The sequence below is a fragment of the Shewanella sp. BJSY2023SW005 genome, from assembly GCF_047314585.1.
Lineage (GTDB): Bacteria > Pseudomonadota > Gammaproteobacteria > Enterobacterales > Shewanellaceae > Shewanella > Shewanella algae.
This window is the reverse complement of record NZ_JBKORJ010000003.1, coordinates 37,434-55,706: the sequence shown is the minus strand read 5'-3', so window position 1 is coordinate 55,706 and position 18,273 is coordinate 37,434. Positions and strand designations below refer to the sequence as shown.

At 47.0% G+C, this 18,273-nt stretch carries 13 protein-coding genes and 1 pseudogene; 8 read left to right on the top strand and 6 right to left on the bottom strand.

Annotated elements, in window-relative coordinates:
* Positions 1 to 169: 169 nt before the first annotated feature.
* Positions 170 to 634 carry a Fur family transcriptional regulator gene (locus tag ACMHXI_RS00520; protein ID WP_045283125.1) on the bottom strand — a complete coding sequence of 155 codons (465 nt, stop codon included), beginning with the start codon at positions 632 to 634 and terminating at the stop codon, positions 170 to 172.
* A gap of 433 nt (positions 635 to 1,067) precedes the next feature.
* On the opposite strand from ACMHXI_RS00520, the gene ACMHXI_RS00515 reads away from it, so the two are divergent.
* Positions 1,068 to 3,320: a TonB-dependent receptor gene (locus ACMHXI_RS00515; RefSeq protein WP_413733703.1), complete on the top strand. Its 2,253-nt coding sequence runs from the start codon at positions 1,068 to 1,070 to the stop codon at positions 3,318 to 3,320.
* A 90-nt stretch (positions 3,321 to 3,410) separates the two neighbouring features.
* On the opposite strand, the gene ACMHXI_RS00510 is transcribed toward ACMHXI_RS00515, so the two are convergent.
* From ACMHXI_RS00510 to ACMHXI_RS00500, 3 genes are all read right to left on the bottom strand, one after another.
* The gene (locus tag ACMHXI_RS00510) at positions 3,411 to 4,013 is read right to left on the bottom strand and encodes a membrane integrity-associated transporter subunit PqiC (protein ID WP_071237759.1); all 603 of its coding nucleotides are present in this window, start codon (positions 4,011 to 4,013) and stop codon (positions 3,411 to 3,413) included.
* Between the two features lies 1 nt (position 4,014).
* Positions 4,015 to 5,604: an intermembrane transport protein PqiB gene (gene pqiB / locus ACMHXI_RS00505; RefSeq protein WP_208184885.1), complete on the bottom strand. Its 1,590-nt coding sequence runs from the start codon at positions 5,602 to 5,604 to the stop codon at positions 4,015 to 4,017.
* Between the two features lie 379 nt (positions 5,605 to 5,983).
* Positions 5,984 to 7,357 carry a PLP-dependent aminotransferase family protein gene (locus ACMHXI_RS00500; protein ID WP_101059230.1) on the bottom strand — a complete coding sequence of 458 codons (1,374 nt, stop codon included), beginning with the start codon at positions 7,355 to 7,357 and terminating at the stop codon, positions 5,984 to 5,986.
* Between the two features lie 61 nt (positions 7,358 to 7,418).
* On the opposite strand from ACMHXI_RS00500, the gene ACMHXI_RS00495 reads away from it, so the two are divergent.
* The 5 genes from ACMHXI_RS00495 to ACMHXI_RS00475 all read left to right on the top strand — a co-directional run bounded on the left by ACMHXI_RS00495 (position 7,419) and on the right by ACMHXI_RS00475 (position 12,100).
* Positions 7,419 to 8,069, top strand: coding sequence for an FMN-dependent NADH-azoreductase (locus tag ACMHXI_RS00495; RefSeq protein WP_208184873.1), 651 nt, complete (start codon positions 7,419 to 7,421; stop codon positions 8,067 to 8,069).
* 153 nt (positions 8,070 to 8,222) lie between these two features.
* Positions 8,223 to 8,654: a GNAT family N-acetyltransferase gene (locus ACMHXI_RS00490; RefSeq protein ID WP_101059232.1), complete on the top strand. Its 432-nt coding sequence runs from the start codon at positions 8,223 to 8,225 to the stop codon at positions 8,652 to 8,654.
* Positions 8,655 to 8,754: 100 nt separating this feature from the next.
* Positions 8,755 to 9,732, top strand: a complete 978-nt coding sequence (locus ACMHXI_RS00485) for a hypothetical protein (protein WP_101059233.1) — start codon at positions 8,755 to 8,757, stop codon at positions 9,730 to 9,732.
* Positions 9,733 to 10,018: 286 nt separating this feature from the next.
* Positions 10,019 to 11,167 (top strand): class C beta-lactamase, encoded by a 1,149-nt coding sequence (gene ampC, locus ACMHXI_RS00480; RefSeq protein ID WP_413733699.1) that lies wholly within the window; start codon positions 10,019 to 10,021, stop codon positions 11,165 to 11,167.
* Positions 11,168 to 11,464: 297 nt separating this feature from the next.
* Entirely contained in the window at positions 11,465 to 12,100 is a 636-nt protein-coding gene (locus ACMHXI_RS00475; RefSeq protein WP_413733697.1) for a CatB-related O-acetyltransferase, read from the top strand.
* Positions 12,101 to 12,267: 167 nt separating this feature from the next.
* On the opposite strand, the gene ACMHXI_RS00470 is transcribed toward ACMHXI_RS00475, so the two are convergent.
* Both ACMHXI_RS00470 and ACMHXI_RS00465 read right to left on the bottom strand, forming a co-directional pair.
* Positions 12,268 to 14,286 carry a protein-disulfide reductase DsbD family protein gene (locus ACMHXI_RS00470; protein WP_413733695.1) on the bottom strand — a complete coding sequence of 673 codons (2,019 nt, stop codon included), beginning with the start codon at positions 14,284 to 14,286 and terminating at the stop codon, positions 12,268 to 12,270.
* Positions 14,287 to 14,373: 87 nt separating this feature from the next.
* Positions 14,374 to 15,447: a redoxin domain-containing protein gene (locus ACMHXI_RS00465; RefSeq protein ID WP_413733693.1), complete on the bottom strand. Its 1,074-nt coding sequence runs from the start codon at positions 15,445 to 15,447 to the stop codon at positions 14,374 to 14,376.
* A 239-nt stretch (positions 15,448 to 15,686) separates the two neighbouring features.
* On the opposite strand from ACMHXI_RS00465, the gene ACMHXI_RS00460 reads away from it, so the two are divergent.
* Positions 15,687 to 16,520, top strand: coding sequence for a DUF6597 domain-containing transcriptional factor (locus tag ACMHXI_RS00460; RefSeq protein ID WP_083390195.1), 834 nt, complete (start codon positions 15,687 to 15,689; stop codon positions 16,518 to 16,520).
* Positions 16,521 to 17,432: 912 nt separating this feature from the next.
* Positions 17,433 to 17,684, top strand: a pseudogene (locus ACMHXI_RS00455) (transposase); the annotation flags it as partial.
* Positions 17,685 to 18,273 lie beyond the last annotated feature (589 nt).

Genomic DNA, 18,273 nt, shown 5'->3' with positions numbered 1-18,273 from the left:
AACGCCCTAAGCCAAATCGGCCTAGGGCGGTAAAAATATCAAAGACCCGATATCCTGTTAATCACAAGGCAGCTCCGCTTAAGTGAACTACGTTGGCATCAATTGCAGGCTTTTCTTTTCGCAAACTGTCTTTTCATTTTTGCCGCTTTTTCACTTCAGGTCAGGCAACTCAGCTCTTATGGCTGCATTGTTTGCAGCACCCCAGCAGCTCAAGCTGAGGCGATGCCAGGCTGAACTGATTGGCATCGGCACTCTGTTGCAGCGCTTTACTGATCCCGGGCTCCAGCAGCACTTCCTCCACCTGATGACACTCTTGGCAGATGAGAAACTGTGCCTGACTATGACATTGGCAGTCGAGGGCACCGCAGCTAACAAACTTATTAAGCGTCAGTAGCTTATGTACCAGTTGCTGTTCAGCGAGAAACTCCAGCATGCGATAGACAGACACTATGGGAAGTTGCTGGTGAAACTCACTCTTGACCCTATCGGCTATCTCATAGGCAGACAGCGGCGTATCGCTCATCAGCAGTACACTCAACACCTGGCTGCGCTTTGCCGTCAACCGGCCGCCATTGGCCTGGCAACGGGCTTGCGACTGCTGGAGTTGTGCTTGGAGCTGTTCATTTTGATTCATAGTGGCGTTTGAGTTTAATTGAATTATCTGGGCTGAACGTTTTGGTCATGTCTGTTGCCAATGTGAGTGGTCTGCATCGGCTCGGACTCTATGCTTTGAGTCCCTATGTTTCGAATCCCTGTGCTTTAAGCTCTGGCTCCCGGCTCATAGCATTGTACCTGCAATGGCTAGCGGTCGTCCAAGCCGGGAGAGAAAACCTATCTGGCTTCACTGCATCAAGCGATTGTTTTGGGCTTGTCTATTGCCACGGCCCTTCCCTCGACTGTGACTTCAATGTCTATGTTTGCTGGCGCACGTCTATTCCCTGCACAGCCGCACAAAAGATCAAAAATAAAACAATCAAAACAAAAATCAAACAAAAGTAAATGAACTTGCTCCAAAGTCATGACAACAACAAAATAATGAAACGTTATAACATTACAAAAGCAAACCAATGAAATACTCAATTCCTTTGCTCTTGCTTGGCAGCGTCCTGCCGGTCGCAGCTGAGCAGATAGAACACCTGCAAGTCAGTGGTCAACGTCCTGAAACTTCACTCAGCTATCGCCTCGATGCCGATAAACTGGTTATGGAGGGGCCTAAGCTTGAGGAACAGAAAGCCGCCACGCTGGGAGATACTCTGAAATTACAACCCGGACTCAACAGCAGCTTTTTTGGCACTTCAGCCGGTCGCCCTCAAATCCGCGGTCTTGGCGGCCAGCGGGTTCTGATAGGCCTCAATGGCCTGGGGGTAAGAGACATGTCCTCAATAAGCGATGATCAACTGATCCCGGTGGAACCCTTTCTTGCCGACAGCATTAGTGTCATCAAGGGGCCAGCGGCCACCATTCTCTACGGTGGAGAGGCGATAGCCGGCCTGGTAGAGCTTCAGGATGGTCGTATTCCATTAGAGCAAGCCACTAGCCCCCTCCAAGGAAAGCTGGAGCTGCAAACCGGCTACAATGCCGATCAGAGCCTGATGAGCCGACTTCAGGGCGGCAATGAACGCCTGGTATTTAACTTGAACTTACTGCACAGGGAACGCAGTGATTATCATATCCCCGGCTTCAGTAAAGACCGCGATTGCAAGGATTGGAGCCAGATTGTGGGCGACTCACGCTTGGCGGATCAGTGCCAGGTCGTACGCAGTCAGCCAGATTGGGAGTGGAACGGCAGTCGTTGGGTTGATGCAACCCCTGTTGAGCGGCAACAAATACGCGACCGCTCCATAGACAGCTTTGGTCGCGTCGACAACAGCAGCCTCTATATGACCAGCGGCAGTCTGGGGGCCAGCTTGCTGGGTGACAACAGTCTGCTGGGCGCCTCTGTAGGATATACAGAGAGTAATCGCGGCATTCCCGGATTCATGCATCTTGGCTCAAGGGCCACTGACACGCTGGAGCAAACCGGCGATATTCGCATTCACAGCAAACAACTAAGATTCGACAGTCTCTACCAATACAGATTCAGCGACCAGACATGGTTGCAGGACTTCAATCTCGCCACGGTCTACTCCAGACAGGAGGATGACGAGCAGATGTCAGCTCTGGACGTCAACGGCTTTGAACTCAATAACTGGCAACTCAATCCCAAGCTGAGCTACCAGCTCCATCCACGTCTTCCCGGAGCGCTGGGGCTGCAATGGGAACAAAGCCAACACCAAGGCTCGGGTGTGGACAATTACCTGCCGGAAATAGACACCAAGCGCCAGGCCGCTTTTTTGCTGCAGGACATTCTGCTGGGGCCTGTCAGTGTGCAACTCGGTGGCCGCTTGGAAAAAGTCGACTATCAACCCGAATTGGGAGATTACCAGCCGGGGAGAGGCGCGGGAGCCAATATCAAGGCCCGTGATTTTCATCTGAAAAACTATTCCGCCACCCTGCGTTGGGATATTTCCTCCCTCTGGTGGTTACGCACCGCCTTTGTCCATGCAGAACGGGCTCCCGCGGTGAATGAGCTTTACGCCAGTAATCCCCATTTTTCCTTACTCATAGAAGAGCAAGGCAACAGCGACCTCAAGACCGAGCAGAGCGACTCTTTGAGTCTCAGTACCGGCTTCAGCTATGGCGGCTTCAGCGCCAGTGCCAGTTGGTATCAAAACAAATATCAGGACTTCATCTATCTGGGGAACACAGGTGTCAGTCGCGGTGGTGTTTACGTCAGAGAATGGCGTCAGGCCGATACAGATAACGAAGGTATGGAGGCTGAAGTCAGCTATCGTTTGCCCTGGCAACGCTTTGGCGACATAGAACTGAGCGCCTTCATAGACAGGGTCAAAAACCAACCTGTATACCGCTACGATGGCAGTTATAACCCCTTTGATTTCCAAAATCCGCGAGAACCCCGCCCCGGAGAAGAGAAGGAATACTGGCGCCGTACCATGGAGGGCAGCAGCATGCCGAGAATGCCCGCCTCCCGCCAAGGGGCGGAACTGCGCTGGCAATATGGCGATCTGCGCGCCAGCATCAACTATATCCACTACGACAAGCAGGACAAGGTGGCTTATCTGGAAAATCCTTCCCGCAGCTATGGCCTGTTGGGGGCTTACCTGGGAATAGAGCAAAACCTGTTTGGCCTCGACAGCGAGTGGTTTATCCGCTTGGATAACCTCACTGATGAAGATGCCCGCCCACACAATAGTTTCCTGCGTTACCTGGCACCATTACCGGGAAGAAGCGCCGCAGTGGGATTCAGAGCCAAGTTCTGACGCCACTCCCATTGCAGTAGACTCTCTAAAAGAAGCACACTGCTGTGACCGCATGATGCAGCCGCAGCAGTGGCTAAATTAGGCGAAACCTTAGCGATAAGAAGCCAAATTCTGTTCGCTAGTGAGATTCAGACTCGCAATCCCGGCATCAATATCCCGCGCCAGCTTTTCAAGCCCCAGGGAGAGACTCTCAACCAGCGCCGGGTATCCGTCTGAAGCAAGGGGCACGTCATAATGAAAGTCGGCCTGCAACACTTGTTCGCCGGAAGACTTACTGATGCGCCAATGGCCCCCAATCAAGGCATCGCCGCTGTATCGTCCGTGAAACTCGTTGAAACTTAAAGTCAGGGTTAACGGCTGCTGCGCTGGTATATTGACCCAGGCCTCACGTGGGCATTCATTGGCCAACAAAGACGCCATCTTGACCTTTATCTGCTCAGTGATATCACCGGCCCACAGATGCTGACGGGCGATAGCCAATTCATGGTTTGAAACCTGATAAACCAAACCATTGCCCGCCAGAAAGTCGGCCATTTCCACCCCAACGAGGCGCCATTGGCACTGGCGCAGAGGGGATGTCGCTCTCGCTTCAGGAGTTGCCTGCGGCGCTTTACCCAAGAAGTAAGTGGTTACCTGGGGTTGGCTGGAGCAGCCGGCCAATACCAGCAGTAGAGAAAACAGGATAATTCGCATATCAATCGGCCTTTTTCGGTGTCGGATCGGCGGCAGTATCTGCCCCCATGATCAAGAGGTTGGGTTTTTCATTCAGTTGCCGTGACAAGGGCTGCAACTCCCGCATCACAGCCCTGAACTGTTTCAGGCTGGATTGCAATTCGGCGTACATGGCCGAGTCCTGGCCATAGTCCTGCGCCAACCCTTGAAATTCCCGCAGCGTGTTTTGCAGCTCACCCGGTAACGCCTGCATCTCCTGTTGTTTAAGCAACTGCTCCAATTTTTGCCCCACCTTGTCCCATTGCGCCAAGGCGGCACTGGTGTTTTCCAGGGTATGGTTGACGCCCTGGAAAGTGCTCTCCAGTGGTAAGTTATTTAATTTGCTGATCAGTTGCCCCACCTGTTTTTGTATTTCGGCCACTCCGGCACGCTTGGTGGGAAACAGTGGATACTCCATAAAAGTCCCGGCCTGGTATGGCTCGGCATCCGGATACAGATCCAAGTCGATGAACAGCGCGCCGGTTAACAGACTCCCGGTCTTGAGACTCGCTCTCAGGCCAGCCCCCAAGTCTCTGTCTATTTCTGCGCGCAGCTGCTCAAGCCCCGCCGACTCGGCGTTTTCAAATACCCGCGCCAGCTCAATTCTGACCAATACCGGGATAGTGCCGTTGCTCAGGCCTGCGCCATGAACACCATACTGCTGTAACGTCAGCGGTGCCTTGACCACCTTGCCTATGGTAATACCGCGGAATTCGACGCCGGCGCCTTCATGCAGCCCCCGCACCGACTCATCAAACAACATGACATATTCCAAATACTGGCTGTAGAGGCTCTGACTGGCCAACTCCCGCGAGTCATAGAGACGGAAATGGTCCTCACCATCCTCAACCTTTTCCCCGGCCAAACGCCCCTCCGGCAGGCCAAAGCTGACGCCTCCTCTGAGCAATGACTCCAGGGAACCCACCTGCAGATCCAGCCCCTTGGCAGACAGCTGCATATTCAGCCCCGAGGCCAGCCAAAATTGGCTGTTGCTGCGTACCAACTCATCATAGGGTTTATTGATAAACAACTGGTAAAACGCCTGGCGTTTATCGGTATCAAAGCCGGTGCTTTCCACTCTGCCGACAGTGAAGCCTTCGTAGAGTACAGGGTCGCCGACACCGAGCTTGCCCGCCTGGCGGCTATTGAGCACTACCCTGATGCCCTGTTCATCGGCCGAGGCCACCGGAGGATGCTCCAGCACATTGAATTCATAGTGGGCGACGGCAGATCTTCCCGGCTCCAGCTCTATGTAGGCACCGGACAACAAGGTATCGAGCCCTGTTATCCCCTCTTTGCCGATCCTGGGCTTTACCACCCAGAAGCGGGCGTCTGTGGTGAGCATTCTCTCGGCGTCCGGCGACACTCTTGCCGTCGCAATAATCGCGCTGTAATCATCACTCAATTTAATGCTCTCAATCACACCAACATTGACATTACGCGACTTGATAAAGGTTTTGCCTACCTCTATGCCTTCGGCGGTCTTGAGGTGTAGCTTGATCTCACTGCCGAGCTGATTGAAGTAGTCATATAGCATCCAACAGCCGATGAGTAATGCAACTATAGGTATCAGCCAAACTGTCTTACTTTGCCCAGCAACTTACGTCGAAAGATTTTACAATTCCAATCGACGCAGTTATCTGCAAGTAATGCGTAGAGCTGGAATACGTTTTTTTGGAAAAATAAATACCAACAACTTTATTCATCATATTGACGCTCATTATGGGATTAAGCTATTGCGACTTAATCTGGCGCATATGAAGTCATTTATTCGAAGATGCATCACATAACTGCACAGTTTTGTATTTGATGATGGGACTATTAGTATGCAGAATGTAAGTTATCCATCTTACTTTTATTAAATATTAGACAGCTTTATCAAAAAGGATAATTTTACTTTTCAACAAGATGTGTCAATGCAAGTCGCAAATGACACCCTTAACAATACAAAGTCATAAAGCCTGAAGGACATCCTTTATTTTCACAACAAGCTTATTACATTCATCTTCATTCTCAATATTGGCATAGCTAATTATAATCCCTTGTTTCTTTTCACTTGTTGACCATGAAGATAACGGTTCAACATGAAGACCTTTTTTTAAGAGATACTTTGATAGTTCTACATCTGTACACTTATTTAAACTTAACAATAATGTAATGTTCATACCACCATCCGGGTGAATAACACTCACTTCGTTCAAAATGGACTTTAAAACTTTTAAAGTAAACATCCTGCGCACTCTATACACCTCCTTCATACGCTGAATATGACGGTAAAAATGTCCTTCAATCATAAACAATGTTACTGCTCTCTGTGTAAATTCAGATACATTATTTGAATGCAAATCAGCAATATTGAGAAAAGTTTCCACTTTATATTCAGGCACAACAAAATATGCCAGCCTCAAACTGGGACAAAGGACCTTGCTAAACGTCCCCATATAAATAACCCTATTATTGACATCAAGGCTTTTCAGTGCAGGATTATTATGTTGTCCATTACAAAAGTCTCCATCATAATCATCCTCAATAATCCATGCTTCATTTCTTGTGGCCCACTTTAACAAGTCCTTTCGACGCCGCAATGACAAGGCAATGCATGTTGGACTCTGATGTGCAGGTGTTACAATTACAGCAGAAAAACTCCCATCGGGAGGGATGATTAACCCTTCCATATCAAGCTCTGTTGGTTCGGGAACCAACCCGTTACTTCTCAACAATTTTCTTGTTAACGGATACCCTGGGTCCTCAATGACAACCTTCGAGTTATTCCTTAATAGAGCTTGCACTATCCAATTTATAGAATTTATATAACCTGTAGTTATAAATATTTGATGAGGTTTACACTGGATACCTTTTGACATCTGCAAATATCTAGCAATGGCTATTCTTAGATCCAATATTCCCTGAGGATTTTTTTGATAAAGATCAATAACCTTGGTCTCTCTTGCACATTTTGCTATAGTTTTAGACCATACTTTGCGAGGGAAGCAATCCATGGCGGGAATACCTAGCTTGAACGGGATTTCGCAATCAAACTTACTTTGAGATAGAGATTGAAGGGGGGAGTATTGATGGACTTCTACATCTATAGTATGCAAATTTGCACTGACTTTTGTACCAGATTTTCCATTGGATTCAATGTATCCTTCGGATTTTAGCCGTGAGTACCCTTCCTCAACCGTCCCCCTCGAAACACCCATATCAACAGCTAAAGCTCGACTTGATGGAATTCTATCTCCCGAACTTAATGTCCCTGTTAAGATCGCTTCTTTTATGCGCTGATAAACTTGTTCATATGCAAACTGCTTAGTTCCGCTTTTCATATCTTGGACTATATTTTATAGTGAAATATGGTCCTTTGATTAGAGCACATAGCTAGCTATTATGTCTACACTAATAGTGTTAGACGTAAACGCAATGAGAATTTTATTAATTAATGCTAGCCCTAGGCAGCGGCTTGCTAGCTCTTATCTAATCGCTGAACAGCTGATAAATGAAGTTTTTTGTGCTTCATCGATTATTGATGAATTGGATGTAACCTCTCTACCACCAATTGATATTGATTATGCAATGGCTCTCTGCTCACAAGGACTCGTGACTGATGAATCAAAAGGAAGCTTAGCTCTTTCTAATAGCCTTATATCCTCCTTGACATTGGCTGATATAGTAATAGTGACTTCTCCTATACATAACTTTTCGTTACCGTCTGGATTAAAATGTTGGATAGATCATGTTGTAAGAGTTGGACGGACATTTGAAGTATCAAAAGAACGTAAGATAGGAACCTTAAAGAGTAAGCCAGTTTACATTATTGCTTCTGCTGGAGGTTACTTTAAAGGAGATCAAGCATATCAACCTGACTTCTTTACTCCTTATCTAAGAGAAATTTTTTCTGTAATTGGTTTAAATGATGTCTACGTTTTCATACTCGAAGGTTCTGCCAGGAAAGCAGATGCACTAGCTAAAAAGATGGATTATATAAATGAAGAAATTCGTTCACATCTAAAAAAGCATTATAGTAGCATTTTGTTATAGGAGATTTCCTGATCTAAAGATAACTATGAGAATGTCAAGAAGTTGAATTTGATTACAATCATCGTCACTCAAACTTCTTCTTTATGTTAAATTCTATCAATCCTATATAAAAGTATGGGTACGGCTTATTTTTCATAATTATAAGGAGTAGATATGGATAGCTTATCATTTAAGCACATGGAAAGTTTAGAAGAAATAAAGAGTTGTTTCATCATAATGAAACAGCTTCGTTCCCATTTGATTGATGCTGAGACATTTGGTTTGCAGATATTACATCAACGTGAGTCAAGTTACCATTTGCTCGCAGCATATAAAAATGAAGATATTGTTGGCTTAGCTGGATATCGCTATTTGGAAAACCTCCTTTATGGTAGGTTTTTATATGTCGACGATCTAATCGTGTCGAGTGATGCTCGTAACTTAGGTCTGGGAGAAAAGATTATCAGTTTTTTGCGTGAAGAAGCTCAATCCATGTCATGTGCTCATCTAGTATTAGATACTGGAATGGGGAATGCGCTTGCTCAACGATTTTATTTTAGAAATGATTTTCTCCCAAAAGGAATTCACTTCTCTCAAGAAATTTAAAGCAGTACAATCTCATAGCATTAGAGTTTTTGAGTGCTATACATCCCAGTTTAGATAAACTTAAAGAGAACAACATCTACACCAATTCACTGGAGAATATATGCGTTCACTTCCACTTCCTATATACACACTCATATTACTCATTTTCCTTTACCCTTGGTTTCTTAAAGGATTTTATCTAGGTAACGTCGGAGAACTCAATAAAAGCGTATCATTACTAGCGCTAGCCATGGCGTTTGGTACTCCTATTTATGCAATGTATCTTTCCATCCGCCTGAGACAAACACCCGCGGCTGACGATACCGAAAGATCACATCGCCACTTTGTCCTTCTTGGTGTCATTGTCCCATCCCTGTTCACCCTTATCGGGGTCATCCTATACATGCTTGGAATGGGGATGATGGCGGAATTATTTGTCTATTACACTTTTTGGGCCATTGCGGCATTTATATTCCTAAAATCTGACACCAGAGACTTATCCGCAGTTAAGACAGTTCCAGCAAGCTTAAGAGTTGCACATGGCATAAGCTCTCTGATACTCGTTGTTTTTATTGCCGCTCACCTTACCAATCATCTTGCTGCAAACTGGGGCGGAACAACTCATATTCAAGTGATGGAAACCCTTAGACTGTACTATCGAGAGCCGCTGGTTGAAGTACTTCTGATAGGTACCTTCTTATTCCAAATCGTGTCAGGCCTTATTCTATTATCCAAACATGCTGATAAGGCCAGTGACGGCTATAGAACCATACAGCTGGCTACCGGCCTGTTAGTGATGGTGTTCTTTACTTCACACATTACAGCCGTTATTGGCTTAGGCAGAAGCTTTGCGTCTGTAGATACGAATTGGGATTGGCTGGTTTATGCCCCAGGATTGTTAAAAGATCCATGGAATGTTCGACTGGTTGTTCACTATGGTCTGGGTGTATTTGCATTGTTAGTACATTTACTTTTAGGACTAAGAGTTGTAATGACAGCACATAAAGGTGAAAAACTTGCCAATAGAATGTTCTGGGTATGCATGATTACACCATTTATTATTACATTTTTTATCATGAAACCACTGGTTACAGCATAGTAACGTGATAACAATATAGAGCATCCATCCAAGGAAGGCTCAAGTAAGTCCTCTTGGAACTCTAGCTTATACAGCAATTGGCGATCAAGGTATTTGACTGAAGGCATGCCGGGGCCTATCAAAGCCGGATAACACAGAAAGCCAATTGCTGTAAAGCGACGCAGAGCACGCATGGGACTTGTTTGCACCTTTCCTAACGAAGCTTATATAGTATTTAAAAGAAAATTAAGCTATCCACATAGTTTCAACGACCACTGATTAGAAAGGAAATAAAATGATAAATAGAGTGACAAAACTTCTGGCTATGGTACTCGGATTCTCCGTTCATTTTGCTATGGCAGAAACACCTGCTGCAAATATCCAGTCGATAACGGATGAAGTAGACCAACAAGCCGATATGTTGATGGAAAAGTACCATATCCCCGGCATGGCTATCGCCATTAGTATTGGTGGAGAACAGCATTTTTATCACTATGGCATGGCCGATGTGAATGCCGGCATTAAGGTATCTCAGCACACCTTATTTGAATTGGGCTCTATCAGCAAAACCTTTACCGCCATATTGGGTAGCTATGCACAAAACCTTGGAGCATTTAGCCTGGAAGATAATGCAGCCAAGTATGTGAAAGTATGGGAAGGGACTCCGATTGGTAATACCAAACTTATCAATCTCGCCACTTATACAGCGGGAGGGTTGCCGCTGCAGTTTCCCAATGAAGTCACCACCAATGATGAGATGCTGGCTTACTACAAAGCCTGGCAACCTGAATTTGCCGCCGGAACCCATAGACTGTATTCAAACCCCAGCATAGGTTTGTATGGCTATCTTGCTGCGCTGAGCATGAAACGTGAGTTTTCTGAGTTGATGGAGCAAACTGTCTTGCCTCAGTTGGCAATGAACAACACCTTCGTCAAGGTACCCGATAACAGAGTGGCGCAATATGCCTTTGGTTATAATGCAAAAAATGAGCCCGTACGAGTGTCATCAGGCATGCTTGATGCCGAGGGTTATGGCGTCAAATCCACCAGTGCCGATATGCTACATTACCTCGAGGCCAACATGGGGCTCAAGCCTTTGTCACCTCAAATAGCTGCAGCCATCAAAGAGACTCACAAGGGCTATTATGACACAGCCAGCTTCACCCAGGCGTTGGGCTGGGAGATATACGAATATCCACTGACCTTGAGTAAATTACTTGAAGGAAACTCAAGAGAAATGGCATCGCAACCAACAAAAGTGAAGGCCAGCGACGATATCGTTGAAAAAACGGGGGAAGTCTGGATAAACAAAACCGGCTCCACCGGCGGTTTTGGTGCTTATGTAGCTTTTATTCCGGCCAAAAAACTGGCCATAGTGATGTTGGCAAATAAGAGTTATCCCATTAGCACACGGGTTGAAGCTGCCTATAAAATACTTGCAGCAGCACAGGAATGATGAGCATTTTAATATTTCCATACAGAGAAGGTTCGTATCTCATGCCGGCGGCTATGAAGCGTAAAAATTATTAATTTCCAAGCTGGCACTTGCTTTCGCAGGCAACAAAAAGCCAAAGATGCGCCATTAAATTTAACACAAGACAGTATTAACCATTGAATAAATATTGTTATTACAAATCCAGAATCGACATTAAAAAATATATGGCTTGTTAGATGCAAATGTAACTCCAAGGTAAATGGAGATTTGAAATCAGCGGGCTTTCATTCAGTTAAACAGAATTCCAGAGTATCTATTATGAGTAACAAACATTGGTCAAAAGTGACCTTACTGCATGAAGCTGTCACCAATCCCAACATCACTATCAAGGGTAAACACAGTTATTACAGTGACTGCTGGGACTCGGGCTTTGAACAGTCCGTCGTACGATATCTTCAAGGGGATGAGATCAGCCGCGATTGGGAGTTGGCATGGACAATCGATAAACTTCATGTTTGCATCGCCCCGGAAGTGGTTATCTTGATGGGTGGAAACAGCACTCACAGAGCCGATTGGTTTTGTTTATACCCATTTATGGACTTTATCGAAGATGCCTATGTCGGCAAAGGTGATACACATATTCATGATGGGGTATGGCTGGGCATGAGATCCATGATCATGCCTGGGGTCACCATTGGCGAAGGTGCCATTGTTGCCGCAAACAGTGTTGTCACTCACGATGTTGAGCCGTACAGCTTTGTGGCTGGCTCGCCTGCCAAAACGGTGAAATATCGCTTTGATAAAGCCATTATTGAAGAACTTCTGGCTCTAAAGATTTATGACTGGCCCGAAGACAAGTTCAATCACCTTAAACAATATCTTTGCGCAAATGATATTGACGCCCTGAAGCAAGCCAGTGCTCTTTACGATAACGACATTCTGGAAGCTGATTAAGCGGTTATTTCAAGTTACCGACTGAACCTTGCCTAGTGGCTCAGCAAGCCATACTGAAGCCCCGGATTCGTTCTATCTCAGTCAGGGTATTCGAGTTATCGCCAGCTCGGCGCTTATGTTTGAGCTGGCGACTTTGCCAAGAGGCAGACGGCTATGACTTACCGTCACTAATTTGTTGCTCTTCCTGCGGCTTTTTCAATCAGCATTGAGGAAGTTAACACTTGCGGCAATACTTGTGGCTGCAGGTTCCCTCTTTGATACCAAAGATATAAGGGCACACCAGAGCGGTGATGTTTTGCCAGAAAGCCAGTGATCTCTGGGTCACCATTTGTCCAGTCCCCCAACATCACCGCCGTATTGGCTCGGGAAAAAGCCGCTTGGGTTTCCTGCCGCTCAATGGCTGTCTTCTCATTCACTTTACAGGTTAAACACCAGTCGGCACTGAAATAGACAAAGACATCCTGATCTTTTACCAGGGCCAAGAGAGCCTCTTCATCGAACGCCATGGTTCTCTCTGCATCTGTGACAGTTGCCTTGATGCCACTTCCGGGAGCAACTGTCGTCAGGGAGACGCCGCTAATGACTAACACCAAAACCAGTGGCCACCAAGGTTTTTGACGCCCGGCCTGTTGGAACAATCCAGTAAGCCATAATCCCAAACTCAGTAACAACACCAACAGCAATGCAGTAAACACATATTGGCTGTCAGACTGTTGCATCAATACCCAAACCAATCCCAGAGCCGTCAAGAACATGGGCACAGCAAAAAAACGTTTTGCCGTCACCATCCAGGCACCGGGTCTGGGCATACGTTGACGCAATGCCGGAATAAACCCCACCAGTAAAAAGGGCAAAGCCATGCCCACCCCCAATCCGGCAAACACCATCAACCCTATGCTCGTCGGCAACACCAGGGCAGCGCCCAGCGCGGTGGCCATAAAGGGCCCGGTGCAAGGGGTTGCTACAAAAGCAGCCAGTACTCCGGTCCAAAAATCTCCCACCGCCCCTGGCTTATGCTGCAACCGACTACCCGAACTCAGGGTACCCAGTTCAAACAAACCGGCCAAATTCAGCCCTATGGCCATCATCAACAGAATAAGCGCTACTATGATTTCCGGTCGCTGCAATTGAAACGCCCAGCCCACTTGATGACCAAGCTCCCGCAACATTAAGATGAAGGCACCGAGGAGAAGGCACGCCAGCACAGCACCAAGGGTGTAAGCCACAGCCCCGGTTCTGGCCACACGCTCATCACTCAAATTGGCAAGACTCAGCACTTTCAAACTGAGAATGGGAAATACGCAGGGCATCAAATTCAGCAAGAATCCGCCCAGTACCGCCCCAAGTACGGCAATCAGAGAGGTGGCAAGCAAATTGCCGGGTTGCTCGGGCGGCAAACTCACCTGGGTTGGAAACACCAAGTCGCCCTCCGGTTGCCGGACAGCCTTGATTCTGATTGCCAGCGTCTCATTCAAGGAAAGCACCCCGTAAAAGTCGCTGACATTGCCCTCAGTGGCAACGGTTTGCATAAAGAGGCGATCGCCTTTTCGAACAAAGGATTGTGATGCCGTGTTGGATAGCACCCCGTTCACCTCGGGGTAAAAGTGCGGCTCCTCGGCCAGAGTGGTAGATTCAGGTAACGGCAGCGACAATACAAACTGATCCTTGTGAACAGTAAAATCTGCCGACGCCGCGGCAGGCCTTGGTATCAACCGTCGCCATGTATTAAAGGTCTTAAGATATTTCTTGGGCGCTCCCTTTTCCCCTACTATGAACCGGGTTTGTAATCGCTGCTGCTCGGGCACGCACAACTTGGGACTGCACACCAGATAGCGAATATCCACGGCGAGGGTGATAGGTGTGCCCGCCGCAATATCATCAGCAATAACCAATGGTGCCAATAAGGCATAGTCGCCGTGATAGATGTAATTCATCAGGTCACTTGCCAGCAACTGCTCGGGAGCGGGATATTGCAGCTCGCCAACCGTTACCCCTTCAGGCAGATGCCATTGCAGCTGCAGCGGGAACCCGGCGTCCCCTGGGTTTAACCAGTAGCCATGCCAGCCCGCCTGGGGAGACATACGTATTGCCAAGGTGGTTTCGGTTCCGGCCGCTGGCATGCGAGACTCAAGTAAAAGTGATGCCGCTATCTTTTGGCCTTCATCTTCATAGGCTTGCGCTGACATTGCAGAACACACCATGAGCAGGCAAGCAGTAATGATTTGCATCCATAACGAGGTGGTTTTCATTGTATGTTCTGCGCTCCAACCGCTTTACTTACCACTGAGTAACACCTGGAGGCGTTCGGCAAAGTCAGGTGCCTGACGGCTAACCTTTTCAGTGACTTTGCCGCTCTCATCGATAAAGACCATGGTCGGCAACTGGGTAACACCGAATTGCCCAAACAGGCTGCCTTCCTCATCGAAAACAATTGGCAAACGAGTTTGATAATTGGTTTGGTACTCGACCAAATCTGTCCGGGATGACCAGAGGTTAGTGGAAATATGCAACCATTGAGACTTGCCATTGGAGACGGACTGCTCAACCATTTCCCGCACCAATCGACACGATTTGGCGGTATCCGGCTCTGATTCAGCCAGGTACCACTCACACCAGGGGGCAAAGAACACGAGCCCGGTAGCTTTACCCTGCCGGGTTGTGGACGGCAACGGGTAGTCAATGTTGTCAATCGACTTCAATCTCAAAGAGGCAAGCTTATCGCCAACTTCGTAGCCTGAAGCTTTTTCAGCAACAGTGACGCTGAGCGGCGCCTTGTTTTCGCCTTTGTCTGCGATAACCGCTTCCAACGCCTGATGAAACGCCTCGTCATCCTGATGCCCCACATACGCAATACGGCCACTCCTATCAACCAAAAAGTGCTGCGGGGTTACCCTTAGCTTAAACGCCCTGGCCAGAGTGCCATCGTCTATGGTCACCGGCATGTTCAAACCGGCCTGTTTCACAAAAGCCCCGACGGAATTGATGTCATCACTGATACCGGTATTCACGGCGATCACTTGCAACTTCTCACCGTACTGCTGATAAATTTTTTCAAACCCCGGCATTTGCTGGCGACATGGAACACACCAAGTTGCCCAAAACTTGATGTATACAGGCTTGCTGCCATACAGCTGTTGTAGATTGAGCGTTTCTCCGGTCAGAGTGGTCAGCACTCGCTGCGGCGCCGGTGTGCCAATGAGTTCGCTACCGGCGAGTTTGGCCCTTCTTTCCCCTTCGGCGGCAAAATCATCCTCCGCCGAGGCCTGCCCTCCAAACACAACAGACAGAAGCTGGGTTAAAAGACCCACAATCAATAACTTGGATAGCTTAGAGGGTAAATGCGTCATGCTGTATTCCCATATCAGGTAATGGCTAAATGAAGGCCGTGGGGACCAAGGAGGTTTACCTGACTGAGATACAAAGTCGCCTTGAATTGGTTACGCAATGAAATGCCAGGTATCACGGCTGCTGGAATATTAGCTAATGATGGAAAATGCGAATTGTAGATTTTCGACATTTCATTAAGATGCAGTGAGGGGTACCGTGTTTTTGCCCAGCCGAGCTTTGATATACCCGCCCCCAGTTGATGGAGCACAGTAATATGTCGACATTGCCACATCTTGGTTTTCAGCGTTATCAGCCCTGTGCTCTACTGCGGCCTTATATCAGTTGTTACTGGCAGATTTTTAGACCAGCCGGCCCTGAGTCACTATCGACAGAATTTATGCATCCCGAAGGAGGCACAGGCATCATCTTCAATTTTGGCGCCCCGATGCACTTTGATGGCTTGCTGCATAAATCGCTGTGCCTGGTGACGGGGCCCACAAGGCAAAGCACCAGATTGGAGTTGTCAGGTCAAGTAGATGCTTTGGGGATCCGCTTCTGGCCTGGCAGCGGACGCGCATTTTTAAAATCCCCCCTTTCGGAAATCTTGGGGCAAACCCTGACACCGGCCGACCTGTCTTTGGTGCTGCTCAGCGATGAACTGGCGCAGCGCCTGGCCGTACTGGCAACAGCGCCGGAACGCATTGCGCTTCTGGAAACCAGGCTGATGCAATATCTGGCAGGTCATGAATCATTGGCCAAGGCAATGGAGCCGAGGATGAAATATGCACTGCACTGGATAACCGCCCAAAAAGGCCAGGGAGAGATCCGCAACTTATTGACCGAGATAGATATCAGCCAGCGCCAACTCGAACGTTTGTTCCAGCAAAACTTAGGCATGTCTCCCAAGAATTACAGTATCTTGCAGCGCACAGCCTTCGCCCGGGAACTACTCAAGCAGGAAACAGATAAGTCTCTTACAGAGATAGGCTATCACGCCGGCTTTTATGACCAAGCCCATTTCATTCGAGAATTCAAACAGGTGATAGGCATTACCCCAGGAAGTTTTAGAAGCAAGGCCCTACAGGGGCGATAGCACTGAAACCACCACATTTTGATAGCACTAATAAACTCAAGACTGTACATCTCCATCGATAAGATTTCCCTGTTTATATGTTAATATTCCAGCCAACGTCCTGAAATGGTGTTTCAGGAGTACCGTCATGCTGGATATGCGGGTGTGGCACTTCAAAGTTGAGCTGTCGCCATAAATGCAAAAAATTGTCCAAAAGACTATGAAGGAAGTACTTTTTGTTTTTTATCATACTATTATCATGTCTATTCTTTAAAGAGTCCGGCATCAACACTTATGCGGTTTCGCAAGATCTTGTCAAAATTAACAATGAATTGATCGATTCAAACAAAGTGAATGGCGATATATTTTTTGATATAAGAAACTCATCTAAACCTTACATAAGGAGTTTAATGAAAAAACACAGCATTAAACGAATTACTTTTAGTAAAATTAACCAAAGGATATCTATACGGTATTCTTTTGGCGGATGGGCGAGTTGGTTAATGCCCTATCGTTATTACTTATTTAGCTCCGACGGATACACTGAAGAATACCAAGTTAAGTCTGTTAGACAATCAGTGAAAGATGAAACCGAAGAGTTTTATCATTTCTGCCAAAAGTTAGAATATGAAAACTGGTTCTATTGTGAATCTCAATCGTAGAAAGCATGCATTAATGATATTTTTACAAAAAACTAAGTCAGTTCACCCCTTTACTTACTCCTCGAATTAATGGTGCATACAAAAACTCCATCAGTCGGCGGGTACCCGTTTTAACCTCTACCATGACTGACATGCCAGGCTTTAACTTAACCCACTTGCCATCAACATTAATTTCGTCTGTCACCAATGATGCTTTAAGGGGAAACAATAGACTAAGCTGTTCGTGCTCTATCGCGTCGGCTGAAATATCAGTTATAACACCATAGGGTTATCGAACGAAGGACGCAATCATACGGCACATCAAAGTTACCGTATTGGCAGTAAAGAGCCTTGGTTACTGGCAACCAACTTACCTATGGAGGTTTTCTCTTCAACCCAGGTGGTCAAGCTTTATGCCAGACGGATGCAAGGAGAAGAAATCTTTCGCGACCTCAAACGACATGGACTCAGACAAAACTGCAACCATTGTCCAAACCGTTATGATGTGTTGCTGTTGATAGGCTTTGATGTATCGCTCTGGCTTGATAAGGAGGCGCGACAACGTCCGGAATACTCAATCATAGAATCACATTTCCGCAGGCCCTAGGGTGAATTTCTTAAACGGGTTAATACTTCTGGGAGACCCGAATTATGAGGGGATCCTCCAGCACCAGATCAACAGGCTAGTTGACCAATAAAATGCCGGCATAGTGAAGTGAGAAAGCCTACTAATGTGAGCGTTTGGTTGTGGGAAATCAAAGCAGAACTATGGGGTCAAGGTTGTGGGCCGGATGATATAACCACCTGAAAACAAAAAACGACCCAAGGCAGGTTTCTGTTATCTCTATGAGAGATGGTAGCAGAGGTCGGAGCGACGGGGCTGGCCTTCCAGCCGATGCGCGCGTGGCGCAATGACTTACTCAGACCTGACTCGGGGCTGACTCTGACCTGAAAACAAAAAAACCGACTCAGGGTCGGTTTCTGTTATCTCTTAGAGAGATGGTACCAGAGGTCGGACTCGAACCGACACGCTTTTAAGGGCGGGGGATTTTGAATCCCCTTCGCAGAATTCTTATATATTGTTTTTATTGACTTTTGACTACTACCGATCAATGCTCTAGAAATCACTCTAG

What these genes read in the sequence shown, in the direction of transcription:
- ACMHXI_RS00520 (WP_045283125.1), bottom strand. Translation starts at nt 634, where the DNA reads ATGAATCAAAATGAACAGCTCCAAGCACAACTCCAGCAGTCGCAAGCC.
- ACMHXI_RS00515 (WP_413733703.1), top strand. Translation starts at nt 1,068, where the DNA reads ATGAAATACTCAATTCCTTTGCTCTTGCTTGGCAGCGTCCTGCCGGTC.
- ACMHXI_RS00510 (WP_071237759.1), bottom strand. Translation starts at nt 4,013, where the DNA reads ATGCGAATTATCCTGTTTTCTCTACTGCTGGTATTGGCCGGCTGCTCC.
- ACMHXI_RS00500 (WP_101059230.1), bottom strand. Translation starts at nt 7,357, where the DNA reads ATGAAAAGCGGAACTAAGCAGTTTGCATATGAACAAGTTTATCAGCGC.
- ACMHXI_RS00495 (WP_208184873.1), top strand. Translation starts at nt 7,419, where the DNA reads ATGTCTACACTAATAGTGTTAGACGTAAACGCAATGAGAATTTTATTA.
- ACMHXI_RS00490 (WP_101059232.1), top strand. Translation starts at nt 8,223, where the DNA reads ATGGATAGCTTATCATTTAAGCACATGGAAAGTTTAGAAGAAATAAAG.
- ACMHXI_RS00485 (WP_101059233.1), top strand. Translation starts at nt 8,755, where the DNA reads ATGCGTTCACTTCCACTTCCTATATACACACTCATATTACTCATTTTC.
- ACMHXI_RS00475 (WP_413733697.1), top strand. Translation starts at nt 11,465, where the DNA reads ATGAGTAACAAACATTGGTCAAAAGTGACCTTACTGCATGAAGCTGTC.
- ACMHXI_RS00470 (WP_413733695.1), bottom strand. Translation starts at nt 14,286, where the DNA reads ATGTCAGCGCAAGCCTATGAAGATGAAGGCCAAAAGATAGCGGCATCA.
- ACMHXI_RS00465 (WP_413733693.1), bottom strand. Translation starts at nt 15,447, where the DNA reads ATGACGCATTTACCCTCTAAGCTATCCAAGTTATTGATTGTGGGTCTT.
- ACMHXI_RS00460 (WP_083390195.1), top strand. Translation starts at nt 15,687, where the DNA reads ATGGAGCACAGTAATATGTCGACATTGCCACATCTTGGTTTTCAGCGT.